At 61.9% G+C, this 16,417-nt stretch carries 15 protein-coding genes; 10 read left to right on the top strand and 5 right to left on the bottom strand.

Going from position 1 to position 16,417, the window contains the following annotated elements; translation table 11 throughout:
* Positions 1–18: 18 nt before the first annotated feature.
* Entirely contained in the window at positions 19–771 is a 753-nt protein-coding gene (locus AACV02_RS23705; protein ID WP_119742339.1) for a thioesterase II family protein, read from the bottom strand.
* Positions 772–1,108: 337 nt separating this feature from the next.
* Between AACV02_RS23705 and AACV02_RS23700 the strand changes: the two genes are divergently transcribed.
* Positions 1,109–1,660, top strand: a complete 552-nt coding sequence (locus tag AACV02_RS23700; RefSeq protein WP_032904207.1) for an RNA polymerase factor sigma-70 — start codon at positions 1,109–1,111, stop codon at positions 1,658–1,660.
* A 245-nt stretch (positions 1,661–1,905) separates the two neighbouring features.
* Here AACV02_RS23700 and AACV02_RS23695 read toward each other — a convergent pair whose 3' ends face one another.
* Positions 1,906–2,694, bottom strand: a complete 789-nt coding sequence (locus AACV02_RS23695; protein ID WP_106576493.1) for a substrate-binding periplasmic protein — start codon at positions 2,692–2,694, stop codon at positions 1,906–1,908.
* A gap of 93 nt (positions 2,695–2,787) precedes the next feature.
* Complete coding sequence (locus tag AACV02_RS23690; RefSeq protein ID WP_106576492.1) at positions 2,788–3,411, bottom strand: TetR/AcrR family transcriptional regulator; 624 nt, start codon at positions 3,409–3,411, stop codon at positions 2,788–2,790.
* Positions 3,412–3,564: 153 nt separating this feature from the next.
* Here AACV02_RS23690 and AACV02_RS23685 point away from each other — a divergent pair, with 153 nt between their 5' ends.
* The 8 genes from AACV02_RS23685 to ppnP all read left to right on the top strand — a co-directional run bounded on the left by AACV02_RS23685 (position 3,565) and on the right by ppnP (position 12,894).
* The gene (locus AACV02_RS23685; protein WP_119742336.1) at positions 3,565–5,343 is read left to right on the top strand and encodes an acyclic terpene utilization AtuA family protein; all 1,779 of its coding nucleotides are present in this window, start codon (positions 3,565–3,567) and stop codon (positions 5,341–5,343) included.
* 13 nt (positions 5,344–5,356) lie between these two features.
* The gene (locus AACV02_RS23680; RefSeq protein ID WP_119742334.1) at positions 5,357–6,229 is read left to right on the top strand and encodes an SDR family oxidoreductase; all 873 of its coding nucleotides are present in this window, start codon (positions 5,357–5,359) and stop codon (positions 6,227–6,229) included.
* Between the two features lie 3 nt (positions 6,230–6,232).
* Complete coding sequence (gene atuC, locus AACV02_RS23675) at positions 6,233–7,849, top strand: geranyl-CoA carboxylase subunit beta (RefSeq protein WP_119742332.1); 1,617 nt, start codon at positions 6,233–6,235, stop codon at positions 7,847–7,849.
* Between the two features lie 15 nt (positions 7,850–7,864).
* On the top strand, positions 7,865–9,022 hold the full coding sequence (gene atuD / locus AACV02_RS23670) for a citronellyl-CoA dehydrogenase (RefSeq protein WP_119742330.1): 1,158 nt from the start codon (positions 7,865–7,867) through the stop codon (positions 9,020–9,022).
* Positions 9,019–9,786, top strand: coding sequence for an enoyl-CoA hydratase/isomerase family protein (locus AACV02_RS23665; RefSeq protein WP_119742328.1), 768 nt, complete (start codon positions 9,019–9,021; stop codon positions 9,784–9,786). The genes atuD and AACV02_RS23665 overlap by 4 nt, the downstream gene beginning before the upstream one ends.
* A gap of 111 nt (positions 9,787–9,897) precedes the next feature.
* On the top strand, positions 9,898–11,826 hold the full coding sequence (locus AACV02_RS23660; protein ID WP_119742326.1) for an acetyl/propionyl/methylcrotonyl-CoA carboxylase subunit alpha: 1,929 nt from the start codon (positions 9,898–9,900) through the stop codon (positions 11,824–11,826).
* A 66-nt stretch (positions 11,827–11,892) separates the two neighbouring features.
* Positions 11,893–12,435 (top strand): exonuclease domain-containing protein, encoded by a 543-nt coding sequence (locus tag AACV02_RS23655; protein ID WP_119742324.1) that lies wholly within the window; start codon positions 11,893–11,895, stop codon positions 12,433–12,435.
* Between the two features lie 177 nt (positions 12,436–12,612).
* The gene (gene ppnP, locus AACV02_RS23650) at positions 12,613–12,894 is read left to right on the top strand and encodes a pyrimidine/purine nucleoside phosphorylase (protein ID WP_106576484.1); all 282 of its coding nucleotides are present in this window, start codon (positions 12,613–12,615) and stop codon (positions 12,892–12,894) included.
* A gap of 64 nt (positions 12,895–12,958) precedes the next feature.
* Here ppnP and AACV02_RS23645 read toward each other — a convergent pair whose 3' ends face one another.
* Both AACV02_RS23645 and AACV02_RS23640 read right to left on the bottom strand, forming a co-directional pair.
* Positions 12,959–13,765 (bottom strand): MOSC domain-containing protein, encoded by an 807-nt coding sequence (locus tag AACV02_RS23645; RefSeq protein WP_119742322.1) that lies wholly within the window; start codon positions 13,763–13,765, stop codon positions 12,959–12,961.
* 331 nt (positions 13,766–14,096) lie between these two features.
* Entirely contained in the window at positions 14,097–15,032 is a 936-nt protein-coding gene (locus AACV02_RS23640; RefSeq protein ID WP_017134971.1) for a chemotaxis protein CheV, read from the bottom strand.
* A 607-nt stretch (positions 15,033–15,639) separates the two neighbouring features.
* On the opposite strand from AACV02_RS23640, the gene AACV02_RS23635 reads away from it, so the two are divergent.
* Positions 15,640–16,089 (top strand): hypothetical protein, encoded by a 450-nt coding sequence (locus AACV02_RS23635; RefSeq protein ID WP_177413708.1) that lies wholly within the window; start codon positions 15,640–15,642, stop codon positions 16,087–16,089.
* The last annotated feature ends 328 nt before the right edge of the window (positions 16,090–16,417 follow it).

The following is a 16,417-nucleotide window of genomic DNA, read 5'->3' as shown; positions in this document are numbered from 1 at the left end:
TCGAGAAATAGAGAGCGCTTAGCCGGCGGCCAGCTGCCGCGCCGCGCCATTGCGCCAGCGTGCGAGGTGCTCCTCGGCGTAGCGCCGCAGGCAACGCAGCACGGCGCTTTCGTGCTGCACGAGAAAGAAGTGGTGGCCGTCGAACATGTCCAGAGAGAAGCCGCTGGCGGCGTCGGCCTGCCAGTCAAGCAACTGGTCGGCGCGTACGCTGTCTTGCTTGCCGCCAAACACGTGGATCGGCATGCCCAGCGGTTCGCGCTGGCCGTAAGTGAAGCTGCCGCAGAGCAGGAAGTCGGCGCGCAGAATCGGCAGCATCAACCGCATCAATTCGGGGTTGGCCAGGGCCTCTTCAGCAGTGCCCTGCAGTTCGCGCAGGCGGGCGATCAGTTGTTGGTCAGTTTTTTCAATGGCGTAGTCACTCACATCACGGCGCGCCGGGCCGGCAGTGCCGGAGGCAAACAACGCCAGCGGCTCAGGCACACCGCGCTCGCGCAGGGCGTGGGCCAATTCGAAGGCGAGCAGGCCGCCGAGACTGTGGCCGAACAGGGCATACGGGCCGTTCAGGTCACGGCTGATTTCATCTGCCAACTGCGCTGCCAAAGCCTTGATGTCGCGCTGCAACGGCTCATCCATACGCATGCCGCGCCCCGGCAATTCCAGTGGGCACACTTGCAACCACTCCGGCAGAGCCCGACGCCAACGCGCATAGACCATGGCGCTGGCCCCCGAATAGGGCAGGCAAAACAGGCGCAGTCGCGTGGCGGCACTCATCGGTTGAGCGCTCTCATCAGGCTGAGGGTGCCCGATAGGCTAAAGGCTCCAAACTGAAACATGCTGTATGCACCGTACAAACCCATGTCGTCCTCCTGCGGGCGCTGATCCTTGGCCGTTTGTTAACGGACCTGTCACCCATGAGAACGGACGGTGCCGGCAAATAATTAGTCTGCGGGCAAGCGCGAGACCGGGTTCACACCTTTCAGAGAGGCATAAGATTAGTTCGTCTTCTCATTTGACAATCATTATCATTAAGCATAATTTGTTGCCCGATGTGTAGGAGGCCTCAGCACGGACGCCCTCCCCTAACCTCTTTTGCGACAAGGTGATTTCCATGACGGAACAAGTATCCACAGGCAGGTGCGACTCACCGCTTCTCCAGGCATTCGTCGACAATCGTTTGATTCTGGTGAAGATCGCGGCACGCATTACCGGCTGCCGCTCGCGCGCCGAAGACGTGGTTCAGGACGCCTACTTCAGACTGCAATCGGCGCCGACGATCACCTCATCGTTCAAGGCCCAACTGAGTTATCTGTTCCAGATCGTGCGCAACCTGGCGATCGATCACTACCGCAAGCAGGCCCTGGAACTCAAATACTCCGGGACCGAGGAGGAAGGCTTGAATGTGGTCATTCACGGCGCTTCACCGGAAACCTCGCACATCAATTTCAACACCCTGGAAAACATCGCCGACGCCCTGACGCAATTGCCCCAACGCACCCGTTATGCGTTCGAGATGTATCGCCTGCACGGCGTGCCGCAAAAGGACATCGCCAAGGAACTCGGCGTCTCGCCGACCCTGGTGAACTTCATGATTCGTGATGCGCTGGTGCATTGCCGCAAGGTGTCGGGCAGCCACAGTGATACGTTTGCGCGGCGAGTCTGAGTGTGGGGAAAGGGCTTGGTGTGGTGAGCGAGCTTGTTCTGGTGAGCAGGCTTGGTGTGGCGAGCGGGCTTGTTGTGGCGAGCGGGCTTGCCCCGCGTTGGGCTGCGCAGCAGCCCTGAACCAGACACTACGGTCTGACTGAAAAACTGCGGTGGCTTTAGCGCGGCCGCTTCGCAGCCCTACGCAGGGCAAGCCTGCTCGCCACACCAAGCCTGCTCGCCACAACAGCCTCTCAACAAAAGACTTCAGGACGCGGGCATCACATCAATGCGATACGGCTCGAAGATCTTCAACAGCTGCCCGTTATCACGCAGGCGCTTGAGCATCTCGGCAAACGCCGCCCCGGTAATCGGTGCCTTTGGCCGCAGCAACGCGTAGTGGTGGTACACCTGGTCAATCCGCTCCGAGACCAGGAACTGCCCGGCCATGTCCGCGTTGCGCACCATGAAATCACTCAAGTACGAACGCGTGACCAGCGCGATGTCCGCACGCCCGCGCGCCACCATCAGCAAGTTGCTGTCATGGGAATAGGTCAACGTGGCGTTGAAATGCTCGGTCATGTACTTGGGGTCGGGGTTGAAGTTGGCAAAGGCGTAGTGATAACCGCTGAACACGGCCAGGCGCTTGCCGTTTAGGTCGGCGAAATAGCGCTGATCGCGACCGGGCTCACGTTGGGCGACGAAAATTTCCGCGTCTTCAAGCCCCATGTCCACGGCAGTGTGGGCAATGTTCTGCCAGCCCCAGTCGGGGTTTTCGAAGATCGCCATGTCGACCCGGCCCTGCTCGAAATCGCGAAAACGCCGCGGGATAGACGTCGGCACCAGTACAAATTGGTAATCGCTTTGCGAGGCGTTCAGCGCCTCGACCAGTTGCGGCAGTAAACCGGTGTCGGCACCCTGCTCCGGGCGTACGGTGTAGGGCGGAAAATGCGCGGCGCCGATCCTCACCAATTGCGCAGCCGAAGCCGGCATCCACCCCGCGGTGCCCAGTGCCCATAAAGTTAGTCCTGCAGCCAGCCGCCATGGCGAAAACATTGAGGCACACACCGTTTAATACTCTGATGGCGATAAGCTAGGCGTTTTTGTCAGGTGAGACAACTTTCCATCGGCAAATTAATGGCTTGCGCCTCAATCGGCCTTCAGCACCATCAGCAGGGCTTCTTCGGCCAATTGCTCCAGGGTCAGGCTGCCTTGGGCGCGGAACCACGTGGTGGTCCAGGACAACGCGCCGGTAAGGAAACGCCGGGTGATAAAAACATCGCCCCTGATGTAACCGGCGGCCTTGGCCTCGCCCAGCACCTGCAACCAGATGTCTTCGTACACATCACGCAGCGCCAGCACCTGGGCCTGGCCATCGGCCGACAGCGAACGCCATTCATAAACCAGCACCGCCATGGCTTCGCCGCTGCCGCCCATGATCGACTGCAATTCACAACGAATCAGCGCCAATACGCGTTCACGCACGTTGCTCGCTTCCTCGAGTGAAGCGCGCATCAACGCAGTGTTGTAGTGGATGGTTTCCTCCATCACCGCGCGCAGGATCTCGTCCTTGCTCTTGAAGTGATGAAAGATGCTGCCGGACTGAATGCCCACCGCGCTGGCCAGGTCACGCACGGTGGTACGCTCAAAGCCTTTGTTGCGAAACAGGTGAGCTGCGGTTTGCAGCAATTTGCCCCGGGCACTGTCGGGGTCGGTCAATTGGCCGGCATCGACCATGGTGCGCATCACCCTCAGGGCTTTTTGCTCATCCATGCCTCTCTCCTTCACGTGTGCTGACGTCGTGGGCGGCAATTTAGGCCGTGGCCGCCACCCAAGCAAGCGCTTGGGCAAAACTTGTGCACGCAGTTTACAAACCAAGCGCTTGCTTGGTAGTCTCGACGCCAGCCATTCGAGGACGGATTTCTCATGAGCAAGACGGTACGTATCGGCTGCGCCAGCGCCTTCTGGGGTGACACCTGCACCGCCGCCGCCCAGCTGGTGCATGGCGGGGCGCTGGATTACCTGGTGTTCGACTATCTGGCGGAAGTCACGATGTCGATTCTCGCCGGTGCGCGGATGAAAGATCACCAAGCCGGGTACGCCACGGATTTCGTCGAAGTGCTCACGCCGCTGCTGGGCGACATCCAGCGCCAGGGCATCCGCGTGATCAGCAATGCCGGCGGCATCAACCCGCACGCTTGCGTCGCCGCCCTGCAAGCGGCCTGCGACAAGGCGCAAATCCCGCTGAAAATCGCCGTGCTGCTGGGCGATGACCTGCAACCGCAGCTCAAGCATCTGCACGGCGTCACCGATATGTTCAACGGCGCGCCGCTGCCACCGATGTGCGTGTCGGCCAACGCCTACCTCGGCGCGCCAGGCATTGCCAAGGCACTTGAATTGGGCGCCGACATCGTGATCACCGGCCGGGTGGTCGACAGTGCGGTGGTCAGCGCCGCACTGGTGCACGAATTCAACTGGTCATGGCAGGACTATGACCGCCTCGCCCAAGCCGCCCTCGCCGGGCACATCATCGAATGCGGCGCACAGTGCACCGGTGGCAACTTCACCGATTGGCGTGACGTGCCGGACTACGAGCACATTGGTTTTCCCATCGTCGAGGTCAGTGCCGACGGCCAGTTCACCGTCAATAAAGTCGACGGTACGGGTGGGCTGATCAGCGAACTCAGCGTGGCCGAACAGCTGCTGTATGAAATCGGCGACCCGCGCGCCTACCTGCTGCCCGATGTGATCTGCGATTTCAGCCAGGTCAAACTGCAGCAGCAAGGCAAAAACCAAGTGCGCCTGCACGGCGCCAAAGGTTTGCCGCCCACCGATCAGTACAAGGTCAGCGCCACCTACCCGGACGGTTTTCGTTGCACCGCCAGTTGCCTGATCGCCGGGATCGACGCGGTGGCCAAGGCCGAGCGCGTCAGCCAGGCGATCATCAACAAGACCTCCCAACTGTTCAGCCAGCGCGGCTGGGCGCCCTACACCGAGTTCAACATCGAGTTGCTCGGCAGCGAAGCCACCTACGGCGCCCACGCCCAGCGTCAGGATTGCCGCGAAGTGGTGATGAAACTGGCGGTGCGGCACCCGAGCAAACAGGCGCTGGTGCTGTTCGCCCGCGAGATCGCCCAGGCGGCCACTGGCATGGCGCCCGGCTTGACCGGCATCGTTGGCGGGCGGCCGACGGTGTATCCGCTGATTCGGCTGTTTTCGTTCCTGATCGATAAATCATCCTGTGAGCTGGTGATCGACTTCCAAGGCCAGCGTCACGCCATTGAACTGCCCGCCTCTGCGCCACTGGTCACCCCGGCCGCGCCGATTGACCCGCCCAAGCCCCAAGGCCGCGCCGACGCCAACGTGCCGCTGGTAAAGCTGGCCGTGGCGCGCTCCGGCGACAAGGGCAACCACAGCAATATCGGCGTGATCGCCCGCCACCCCGACTACCTGCCGTGGATCGCCGAAGCGTTGACCCCGGAAGTGATCGTCGACTGGATGAGCCACGTGCTCGACCCCCTCCACGGCCGCGTTGAACGCTGGTACTTGCCCGGCAGCCACAGCCTGAATTTTCTGCTGGAAAACGCCCTGGGCGGCGGCGGTATCGCCAGCCTGCGCATCGACCCGCAGGGCAAAGCCTTCGCCCAGCAACTGCTGGAAATTCCCATTGCCGTGCCGCAACACATCGCCGATCAACTCAAATAAAAGGAGCGTTGCCGTGGCCTTCGACTCAATCTTCAAAGCCGACCTGTTCCACGGGCAAACCGTGATCGTCACCGGGGGCGGCAGTGGCATTGGCCGCTGCACCGCGCATGAACTCGCGGCCCTCGGCGCTCAAGTGATTCTGGTGGGGCGCAAACCGGAAAAACTGCAAACGGTGGCCGCGGAAATCGCCGAAGACGGCGGCACGGCGCATTGGCAGGCTTGCGATATACGCGATGAAGAGGCGGTGAAGGCGCTGGTCACGCAGCTCCTCCACGCACACGGGTCGATTCACGGGCTGGTGAATAACGCCGGCGGCCAATACCCGTCGCCCCTGGCCTCGATCAATCAAAAGGGCTTTGAAACGGTGCTGCGCACTAACCTGGTCGGCGGTTTCCTGATGGCGCGGGAAGTGTTCAACCAGTCGATGAGCAAGCACGGCGGCGCCATCGTCAACATGCTCGCGGACATGTGGGGCGGCATGCCCGGCATGGGCCACTCGGGCGCCGCGCGCTCGGGCATGGACAACTTCACCAAGACCGCCGCCTTCGAATGGGGCTACGCCGGGGTGCGCGTCAACGCCGTGGCGCCGGGCTGGATTGCCTCCAGCGGCATGGACACCTACGAAGGCGCCTTCAAGGCGGTGATCCCGACCCTGCGCGAGCACGTGCCGCTCAAGCGTATCGGCACCGAATCGGAGGTCAGCGCGGCTATCGTGTTCCTGCTCAGCCCCGCCGCCGCGTTCATCAGCGGCAGCACCTTGCGCATCGACGGCGCCGCCAGCCTGGGCAGCCGCGCCTGGCCGCTGCCCAAGGCGCAACCGCCGAGCGAGCCGTTCAATGGTTTCCACCGCGCCTACCTGCCCGATGTGCTCAAGGCGGAGCAATAAACCATGCCGGCAATTGAAAGCTTGATCGACGCCCACAGCCCGCAGTTCGCGCAAAACCGCGAGGCGATGCTGGCCGCCATCGCGCAGCTGCGCCAGCTGGAGCACGCCCTGCTAAGCAAGGCGCAGGAAGCCAAACCCAAGTTCGACACGCGCGGCCAACTGCTGCCCCGCGAGCGCCTCAACCTGCTGCTGGACCCTGGCGCGCCGTTCCTGGAGCTGGCCAGCCTGGCCGGCTACAAACTCCACGACGACAAAGACGGCAGCGCGGCCGGCGGCGGCTTGATCGCCGGCATTGGCTACGTCAGCGGCGTGCGCATGCTGGTGGTGGCCAATAACAGCGCGATCAAGGGCGGCACCATTTCCCCCACGGGGCTGAAAAAATCCCTGCGCCTGCAACAGATCGCCATGGAAAACAAACTGCCGGTGGTGACACTCGCCGAAAGCGGCGGTGCCAACCTCAACTACGCCGCCGAGATTTTCGTCGAGGGCGCCCGCAGCTTTGCCAACCAGGCGCGCATGTCGGCCATGGGCCTGCCGCAAATCACCGTGGTACACGGCTCGGCCACGGCCGGCGGTGCGTATCAGCCGGGGCTGTCGGATTACGTGGTGGTGGTGCGCGGCAAGGCCAAGCTGTTTCTCGCCGGACCGCCGCTGCTCAAGGCCGCCACCGGCGAAGTGGCCACCGATGAGGAACTCGGCGGCGCCCAGATGCACGCGCAAACCGCCGGCACCGCCGAATACCTGGCCGAAAACGATGCCGACGGCGTGCGCATCGTGCGCGAGATCGTCAGCCTGTTGCCTTGGGATGAGCGCCTGCCGCGTGCGCCAAAACGCGCTTATACAGAACCGCTGTACCCCATCGAAGAATTGCTGGGGCTGATCCCCGACGACCCGAAAAAGCCCTACGACGTGCGCGAAATCCTCGCGCGCCTGGCCGACGGTTCCAACTTCCTCGAATTCAAGGGCGAGTTCGACGCCCACACCGTCTGCGGCCATTTGCACATCCAGGGCCGCGCCGTCGGCGTGATCGGCAATAACGGCCCGATCACGCCCAAAGGCGCGAGCAAGGCCGCGCAATTTATCCAGCTGTGCGACCAGAGCCGCACGCCGCTGCTGTTCCTGCACAACACCACCGGTTTCATGGTGGGCACCGAGTCGGAGCAACACGGCGTGATCAAGCACGGCGCGAAGATGATCCAGGCGGTGGCCAATGCGCGGGTGCCGAAACTCACGGTCGTGGTCGGCGGCTCCTACGGCGCCGGCAACTACGCCATGTGCGGCCGCGGCCTGGACCCGCGCTTTATCTTCGCCTGGCCCAACAGCCGCACGGCGGTGATGGGCGGCGCGCAGGCGGGCAAGGTGCTGCGCATCGTCACCGAGGCCAAGCAATTGAAGGCGGGTTTGGTGCCCGACCCCAAGGTGCTCGACATGCTCGAACAGGTCACCGCGCAGAAGCTCGACAGCCAGTCCACCGCGCTCTATGGCAGCGCAAATCTGTGGGACGACGGGCTGATCGATCCACGCGATACCCGCACGCTGCTGGGTTACCTGCTGGATATTTGCCATGAGGCCCAGATGCGGCAGTTGCAACCCAACAGCTTCGGCGTGGCGCGTTTCTAAAGGAGAACAACCACAATGATTTTTACCCAGGAACATCAGGAACTGCGCCGCACCGTGCGCGCCTTCGTCGATCGCGAGATCAACCCGCATGTGGACGAATGGGAAAAAGCCGGGCGCTTCCCCATTCACGAAATCTTTCGCAAGGCCGGCGATCTCGGCCTGCTGGGCATTTCCAAGCCGGAGCAATTCGGCGGTATGGGCCTGGATTACAGTTATTCCATTGTGGCAGCTGAAGAATTCGGCACCATTCGCTGCGGCGGCATCCCGATGTCCATCGGCGTGCAGACCGACATGTGCACCCCCGCCCTCGCCCGCTTCGGCAGCGATGAACTGCGCGACGAGTTCCTGCGCCCGGCCATCAACGGCGAGCAGGTCGGCTGCATCGGCGTCTCGGAAACCGGCGCCGGCTCCGACGTCGCCGGGCTGAAAACCCATGCCCGCAAGGACGGCGACGACTACGTGATCAACGGCAGCAAAATGTGGATCACCAATTCGCCCAGCGCCGACTTCATTTGCCTGCTGGCCAACACCTCCGACGACAAGCCGCATATCAACAAGTCGCTGATCATGGTGCCGATGAACACGCCAGGCATCAGCGTCAGCCCACCGCTGGAAAAGCTCGGCATGCACAGTTCCGAGACGGCCCAGGTGTTCTTCGACGGTGTGCGCGTGCCGCAGCGCAATCGCATCGGCCACGAAGGGGCGGGTTTCATGATGCAAATGCTGCAGTTCCAGGAAGAACGTCTGTTTGGCGCGGCCAACATGATCAAGGGCCTGGAGTACTGCATCGACAGCACCATTGAGTACTGCAAAGAACGCCAGACCTTCGGCAAAGCGCTGATCGACAACCAGGTCATTCACTTTCGCCTCGCCGAGCTGGCCACTGAAATCGAATGCCTGCGCGCGCTGGTCTACCAGGCCACCGAGCAATACATCAAAGGCCAGGACGTGACCCGCCTGGCTTCCATGGCCAAGCTCAAGGCCGGGCGCCTGGGCCGCGAGGTCAGCGACAGCTGCCTGCAATACTGGGGCGGCATGGGCTTTATGTGGGACAACCCGGTGGCCCGCGCCTACCGCGACGTACGGCTGGTATCGATTGGCGGCGGCGCCGACGAAATCATGCTGGGCATCATCTGCAAATTGATGGGCACGCTGCCCGGGAAAAAATCATGAACACCTTGCTGCTCGAACCGCATAACGGTGTGCTGCACATCACCCTCAATCGCCCGGCGCATCGCAATGCCATGAGCCTGGAGATGGTCAACGAACTGCGGGCGGTGTTGGCGCAGCTCGACGGCCAGGTGCGCGCGCTGGTGATCAGCGGCGCGGGTGGGCATTTCTGCGCGGGGGCGGATGTGAAAGACATGGTCACCGCCGGCGGCACGGCGCAGTTGCAGGCGCTGAACCGCGCGTTTGGCACCTTGCTGCAAGAAGTTGAAGCGGTGCCGCAAGTGGTGATCGTGGTGCTGCAAGGTGCAGTGCTGGGGGGTGGGTTTGGGCTGGCGTGTGTGAGTGACATTGCGATCGCCGATCACCAGGCGCGATTCGGCTTGCCGGAAACCAGCTTAGGCTTGTTGCCGGCGCAGATTGCGCCGTTTGTGGTCAAGCGGATCGGCCTGACCCAGGCGCGCCGGCTGGCGCTGACTGCGGCGCGGTTTGATGGGCTTGAGGCGCAGCGCTTGGGCGTGGTGCATTTTGCCGAGAGCGATGCGCAGGCATTGGCACAGCGCCTGGATGAGGTGTTGGGACAAGTGCTGCAGTGTGCGCCGGGCGCGAATGGGCGGACTAAAGCGCTGTTGCTCGCCAGTGCCGACGAGCCGCTTGAGGCGGTGCTGGATCGCGGAGCGCAGTGGTTTGCCGAGGCGGTGACGGGCATGGAAGGGATAGAGGGGACGCAGGCTTTTGTGCAAAAGCGTAAGCCAGGTTGGTGCAAATGACGCCATCGCAGGCAAGCCAGCTGCCACCGGGAGAACGCCTTTCACATGGTGAGAGCTGGTTTGCCTGCGATGGGGCCAGAACATTCACCCCGTGCGCCAAGGGATAAACCAATGCCCACATTCAGCAAAATCCTGATCGCCAACCGCGGCGAAATTGCCTGTCGCATCCAGCGCACCGCCCAGGCCCTGGGCTACCGCACCGTGGCGGTCTACAGCGATGCCGACGCCCAGGCCCTGCATGTGCAGATGGCCGACGAAGCCGTCAACATCGGCCCGGCGCCCGTTCAGCAGTCGTACCTCAACATCGCCGCCATTCTCAACGCAGCCAACATCACAGGCGCCGACGCCATCCACCCCGGCTATGGCTTTCTCTCCGAAAACGCCGACTTCGCCCGCGCCTGCCAACACGCGAACATCACCTTCATCGGCCCAAGCGTTGAGGCCATCGAACTGATGGGCAGCAAACGCCTGTCCAAACTGGCCATGCTCGAGGCGGGCGTGCCGTGCATACCCGGTTACCAAGGCGGCCGCCAAGACGACGCCACCCTGCAAGAGCAAGCCAAGCGCATTGGCTACCCTCTGATGATCAAGGCCAGCGCCGGCGGTGGCGGGCGCGGCATGCGCCTGGTGCACGACAGCAGCCAACTGCTCGACTCACTGCGCACCGCCCGCTCTGAAGCGATGAACGCCTTCGGCAGCGACGAACTGATCCTCGAGCGCGCGCTGATCGACCCGCGCCATGTCGAAATTCAATTGTTCGGCGACAGCCACGGCCAGCTCATCTACCTGGGCGAACGCGATTGCTCGATCCAGCGCCGCCACCAGAAAGTCATTGAAGAAGCCCCCTGCCCCGTGATGACCCCGCAACTGCGCCAAGCCATGGGCGAAGCCGCCCTGAAAGCCGGGCGGGCGGTCAATTACGTGGGCGCCGGCACGGTGGAATTCCTGCTCGACCGCGACGGCCAATTCTATTTCCTGGAAATGAACACGCGCCTGCAAGTGGAGCACCCCGTTACCGAGCTGATCACCGGCCTCGACCTGGTGGCCTGGCAACTGCACATCGCAGCCGGTGAAGCGCTGCCACTTACACAGGCCGACGTGACCTTAAGCGGTCACGCCCTGGAAGTGCGCCTGTACGCCGAAGACCCGGCGCAGGGCTTTGTGCCGCAAACCGGTGACGTGCTGCGCTGGGAGCCTGCCGTCGGCGTGCGGACCGACCACGGCGTACTCGAAGGCCAACGCATCAGCCCGTTCTACGACGCCATGCTCGGCAAGATCATCGCTCACGGCGCCACCCGTGAAGAAGCTCGGCGCAAACTGCTGCGAGCAGTCCAAGACACGGTATTGCTGGGCGTAACGACCAACCAGCGACTGCTCGCCGATCTGCTTGAACACCCGGACTTTATCGCCGGCGATTTCAGCACCGGATTCATCGCCAAGCACTTCAGCGAGATTCCCCGTCAGGCAGCCACAGATGAACAGATCGCCCTGGCCGCCGCGCTGTTTTATCACCACAGCGCCGGTACCCACCACTCAGGTTTAACGGGCTGGCGCAACAACGCCAGCGTGCCTTGGACTTATCGCCTGGATATTAACGACGCACCCCACGAGGTCGCCGTGAGCGTGCTGCACGCCAACCACCTGCAGGCCAACGGCATCGACATTCGCAACCTCAGCACCGATGGCCGCCGGGCCACGCTGGAGATCAACGGCGTGCGCCGCCGCGTCGCCTACCACCTCGACGATGCCCAGCTCTGGCTGCCCGGCGTGCGGGTGATCAACCGTACCCAGCAGGTCGCCAGCCGCCAGGTCGATGCCGGCAGCGGCACCGTCAAGGCGCCGATGGACGGTGCCATTGTCGACATTCGGGTCAGCGCCGGTCAGCGCGTCACCCAGGGCCAATTGCTGCTGGTGCTCGAAGCGATGAAGATGGAGCATCCGCTGACGGCCGGCATCGACGGCGTGATCAAAAACGTGCAGGTGATTGCAGGCGCTCAAGTGCACAATCGCCAGGTTTTACTGGAGATCGAAAAGGCCTAGGCGGAACTACACGGCCCGGCTACGCTCTATCCCCATCAGGAAGGGACGAGTACGGGAACCTGCGCGATGCCTCATTGGCTGATTATTGACCTTGAAGCCACAACGGATGAAGGCGGCTGGCCCGTGACGGAGATGGAAGTCATCGAGATCGGCGCGAGCCTGGTGAACCGACAAGGCCGTGAACTGGATCACTTCCAGCGCTTTGTGCGGCCGCTGCGTCGGCCGTTGCTGACGCCGTTCTGCCGACAGCTCACCCACATCACCCAGGCCAACATCGACGCCGCTGCACCGATGACCGACGTGTGGCCACTGTTCGAACGCTGGCTGGGCCAGCATCACACGCGCCTGGAAGGCTGGGCCAGCTGGGGCGACTACGATCGCAAGCAGCTTGAACTCGAATGGCAACGCCATGGCCTGGCCAGCGCGCTCGCGCAAACGCCGCATGTGAACCTCAAGCAGCGCTTCGCCAAGGCCCGGCGCCTGGATAAGCCGCTGGGTCTCAACGGCGCGCTGCAATTGGCGGGGATGCAGTTTCAGGGTCAGCAACACCGGGCGCTGGAAGATGCGCGCAACACCGCGCGCCTGCTGCCGTTGATTTTGCCGGTCTAGGCAGCGCGCAAAGGCTTGGGCATACTGGCCGGCCTTTTCCAATATCCTGCTGTTCTGTAGGGGCCGGCGTGCCGGTCTTGGCGTGCGCCTGAGCGAAGCCAGGCCCAAGGGCCTCATCGCCGGCAAGCACGTCCATACAGAGCAGGAAGCCTTAATCCACTTTTCGAGGATTCACCCATGTTCAAAGTCAACGAATACTTCGACGGCACCGTCAAGTCGATCGCTTTCGGCACCGCAGAAGGTCCGGCGACCATCGGCGTGATGGCCCCGGGTGAATACGAATTCGGTACCGCCCAGCGTGAAATCATGCACGTGGTGTCCGGCGCCCTGACCGTGAAACTGCCCGACGCCGACTGGGAAACCTTCGCTGCCGGCAGCCAGTTCAACGTACCGGCCAACAGCAAGTTCCAGCTGAAGGTCGCGGTAGACACTGCTTACCTGTGCGAATACCGCGGCTAAGGGTTGCACCGGTCAAAAAAATGCCCGTCTCGCAGGAGACGGGCATTTTTTATGCGCGAACGTGTTACTCGATGATGGTCACGGGCATGCCCACTTGCAGAAGGCCCAGGTCATCGTTGACCAGGTTCTGGCCGAACAGGGCGCCGTGTTCCGTCTTGCGATAGGCATCGAGCGTGGCGAAGGGTTCGCGATCGGCACTGCGTTCGCCGGTCGCCGGGTCGATCGTGGTGAGAATGCAACGAGCACAGGGCTTGACCACTCGGAACTCAACGTCGCCGATACGCAGGCGCTTCCAGCCATCTTCGGCATACGCTTGACTGCCTTCGATCACCAGATTGGGACGAAAGCGCAGCATTTCCATAGGCCGGCCAACCTGCCGGGAAAGGTCGTCCAGGGACGCCTGGCCGATCAACAACAGCGGGTAGCCGTCGGCAAACGCCACCTGGTCGGCATCTTTGCCGAAACCGGCCTCGGTGGTGCGTGCACGGGCCAGCGGCATCTGCACCAGCCGCGTGGCTTTGCCGATAAAGTCACTGACCCAGGCCGCCGCCGCATCGCCGGCATCCGGCACACGCAGGGTATCGCGCCAGATCGTCACCCCGCGCAGTTCGGCGTCGCTGCCAGGCAAGGCCACCTCCAGCGGCGCCATGCCTGGCGTACTCAGGGTCAAGCCACCGGCGCTGTTCCACAACGCCGACAACTGGCTCATTTTCGCCACCGCCCGCTGCGTCAGAAATCGCCCGCTGGCTTCGTCGACCAACATCCAGCGTCGATCCCCGTCCAGCCCGAGTTGATCCAGACCGACCTGCTGCAAGGCTTCGGCCTTGCCGGACTTCAAGGGGTAACGGTACAACGCGCTGAGACGAAGCATGAGCCTGCGTTCCTGAGGGGACAAAGCGCCACCCTATAGCAGGCAGCCCCGGAATCAAAGGGCGACGCCCCCACAGTCAACAAGCAGGTGCAACGCGCAGACTCACCGCGCCCCCCAGACTTACTCTGGCCAGCGACTTACTGTGGCGAGCGAACTTACCGTGGCGAGCGGGCTTGCCCCGCGTTGGGCTGCGAAGCAGCCCCAAAGCCAGACCCCGCAGTTCTGCTGAGACACCGCAGCGTCCTTAAGGGGCCGCTGCGCAGCCCAACGCAGGGCAAGCCTGCTCACCATAAAGAGCCGGCTCACCCAACCCTAAGTTCCTCACAAAGAATCAGGCCGGCACTTCATCCAGCATCAGGCGTTGGCGCACCACATCCACCAGCTTGTCGGGCTGGAATTTGGACAGGAAGTTATCGCAACCGACCTTTTTCACCATCGAGTCGTTGAAGCTGCCCGACAGCGAGGTGTGCAGCACCACGTAAAGCCCCCGCAGGCGCGGATCGTTGCGAATTTCGGTGGTCAGGCGGTAGCCGTCCATCTCGGGCATTTCGGCGTCGGTAAAGATCATCAGCAGTTTGTCGGTCATCACCTGGCCGCTGTCGGCCCAGGCCTTGAGCATGTTCAGCGCCTTGAGGCCATCACTGGCGATGTGCATCTTCACCCCAAGCTGGCCAAGGGTGTCGCGCAGTTGCGACAGTGCCACATTGGAGTCGTCCACCAACAGCACTTCGCGGCCACGGGCGCGCTCCAGCACCGGGTCTTCGAGTTTCTCGCGGGAGACCTTGGCGTTGTACGGCACGATTTCGGCGAGGACTTTTTCCACGTCGATGATTTCCACCAACTGGTCATCGACCTTGCTGATGGCGGTGAGGTAATGCTGGCGACCGGCGCTGGCCGGTGGCGGCAGGATGGCTTCCCAGTTCATGTTGACGATGCGGTCCACACCGCCCACCAGGAATGCCTGCACCGAGCGGTTGTACTCGGTGACGATAATCGTGCTGTTGGGCCCCGGCACCAGCGGACGCATGCCAATCGCCTGCGACAGGTCGATCACCGGCAGGGTCTGGCCGCGCAGGTTGACCACGCCACACACAAACGGGTGACGCTGGGGCATCAGGGTCAGCTTGGGCAACTGCAGGACTTCCTGCACCTTGAACACGTTGATCGCGAACAGCTGCCGCCCGGCCAGGCGAAACATGAGAATCTCCAGGCGATTCTCACCCACCAGTTGCGTGCGTTGATCTACCGTGTCGAGAATGCCGGCCATTAAAAGCTCCTGATGTGGTGTGTGTGCGGCTGGTTCAAGCGGGTCGGGTATCGCGACCCTGCCGACCAACGCGCCGTCTTTGAATTGTTCGCGAGCACGCTTGCGCCTATGCTCGTTATCGGCGGCGATCGCCAGAGCTTGACCCCGGTAAAATGCCACGTAAATTCATTGATGTCACACTGACATCATGGTTTACTGCAACGGCCTCTTCAAACGGCACTCAAGCAACGTCGCGCGACCTTCAAATCGACGCGAGGTTCCGCTGCGTAAGGGAATCCCCTATGCACAATCAGGCCCAACCTGATATTCGCGATATCTAATAGCCATTAATGTGACGCCATTCTCATTGCATGAATGGAGTCACGCTTTTGTTTGCCATCCCAAGCCCTCGGCCCACGGGTCTTTTAGAGATTGCCGTGGCGGCATCCAAAGTTGTGCAAGCGACCCGAATGACCAGGGCCACTCACGGCTATCGTGATCATTCAAATAACGGTCCTACTGGAATTTCGGAAGCGGGCTACAGATTTCAGTCATATTTCAGCGGTAGGTTTACGCCATTCACCCGGTGCGGCATCTCATCACCCGAGCTTATGTTACGGAGACATGCATGATGAATAACGCAAACGAATGGCAAACTGCACTTCCCGAATTCCTGCTTGAGGCCGAGATGCTCCTGGCCAAGTCGCAAGAGTGCTTGAACCACTTGCATCTGATCCGCAACGACAGCGATGCCATCGACTGCATGAAAATCAGTTTGAGCAACCTGGCTGAAAAGGCCGAGGGCCTGGCCCTGCAGGCGATCAGCGAATTCTCTCGGCATATTCAATACCTGATTGCCAACGCCGCCTGCCCCATGGAACTGCATGATCAGGCGCTCAATGCCTTGCATGACTGCCTGACACTGCTGGCGTGGCAACTGGAATTGATCGACACCCGCACCGGCGAACTGGCCCTGGATGAAAGCGAACAAACTAAATTGATTGCGACAGTCACCTTGCAGATCCCGCAAAAAGACTTCGGTTATAAACCGCAGCAACGCTTACATCACACCTCGTGATGAGCGTAGAGGTCGTATTTAATCAGTGAGTTATCTAATAACGACAGCAACATATCAATTAGCCATCAGCGCTATAACTCTGCCCACCCACTTCCTTAATACAACGGCCTGCTGTTTCAACTCCGGGACCCTTTAACGCGCAGATTAGGGCCCTGGGAGTTTATGCGTGGTTAATAACCCATGAGGCGAGTCGCCAGGCGACCAACGGTAATAGTGGTGGTACTATGCCCCGCTCGAAGTGACTCAACTTCATGATGTATAAAAGATGTTTCGGCACCGCATTCCAAACAGAGCCCCGTCAGCCGCCGTGACCGGTCTTCCCGCAGCG

Source organism: Pseudomonas sp. Larv2_ips (assembly GCF_963879675.1).
Taxonomy (GTDB): domain Bacteria; phylum Pseudomonadota; class Gammaproteobacteria; order Pseudomonadales; family Pseudomonadaceae; genus Aquipseudomonas.
The sequence above is the reverse complement of the archived record's forward strand: the minus strand, read 5'-3'. Positions and strand labels throughout refer to the sequence as shown.

Bases quoted from the DNA above. Each gene is read 5' to 3' on its own strand.
- AACV02_RS23705 (WP_119742339.1), bottom strand. From the start codon at position 771: ATGAGTGCCGCCACGCGACTGCGCCTGTTTTGCCTGCCCTATTCGGGG.
- AACV02_RS23700 (WP_032904207.1), top strand. From the start codon at position 1,109: ATGACGGAACAAGTATCCACAGGCAGGTGCGACTCACCGCTTCTCCAG.
- AACV02_RS23695 (WP_106576493.1), bottom strand. From the start codon at position 2,694: ATGTTTTCGCCATGGCGGCTGGCTGCAGGACTAACTTTATGGGCACTG.
- AACV02_RS23690 (WP_106576492.1), bottom strand. From the start codon at position 3,411: ATGGATGAGCAAAAAGCCCTGAGGGTGATGCGCACCATGGTCGATGCC.
- AACV02_RS23685 (WP_119742336.1), top strand. From the start codon at position 3,565: ATGAGCAAGACGGTACGTATCGGCTGCGCCAGCGCCTTCTGGGGTGAC.
- atuC (WP_119742332.1), top strand. From the start codon at position 6,233: ATGCCGGCAATTGAAAGCTTGATCGACGCCCACAGCCCGCAGTTCGCG.
- atuD (WP_119742330.1), top strand. From the start codon at position 7,865: ATGATTTTTACCCAGGAACATCAGGAACTGCGCCGCACCGTGCGCGCC.
- AACV02_RS23665 (WP_119742328.1), top strand. From the start codon at position 9,019: ATGAACACCTTGCTGCTCGAACCGCATAACGGTGTGCTGCACATCACC.
- AACV02_RS23660 (WP_119742326.1), top strand. From the start codon at position 9,898: ATGCCCACATTCAGCAAAATCCTGATCGCCAACCGCGGCGAAATTGCC.
- AACV02_RS23655 (WP_119742324.1), top strand. From the start codon at position 11,893: ATGCCTCATTGGCTGATTATTGACCTTGAAGCCACAACGGATGAAGGC.
- ppnP (WP_106576484.1), top strand. From the start codon at position 12,613: ATGTTCAAAGTCAACGAATACTTCGACGGCACCGTCAAGTCGATCGCT.
- AACV02_RS23645 (WP_119742322.1), bottom strand. From the start codon at position 13,765: ATGCTTCGTCTCAGCGCGTTGTACCGTTACCCCTTGAAGTCCGGCAAG.
- AACV02_RS23640 (WP_017134971.1), bottom strand. From the start codon at position 15,032: ATGGCCGGCATTCTCGACACGGTAGATCAACGCACGCAACTGGTGGGT.
- AACV02_RS23635 (WP_177413708.1), top strand. From the start codon at position 15,640: ATGATGAATAACGCAAACGAATGGCAAACTGCACTTCCCGAATTCCTG.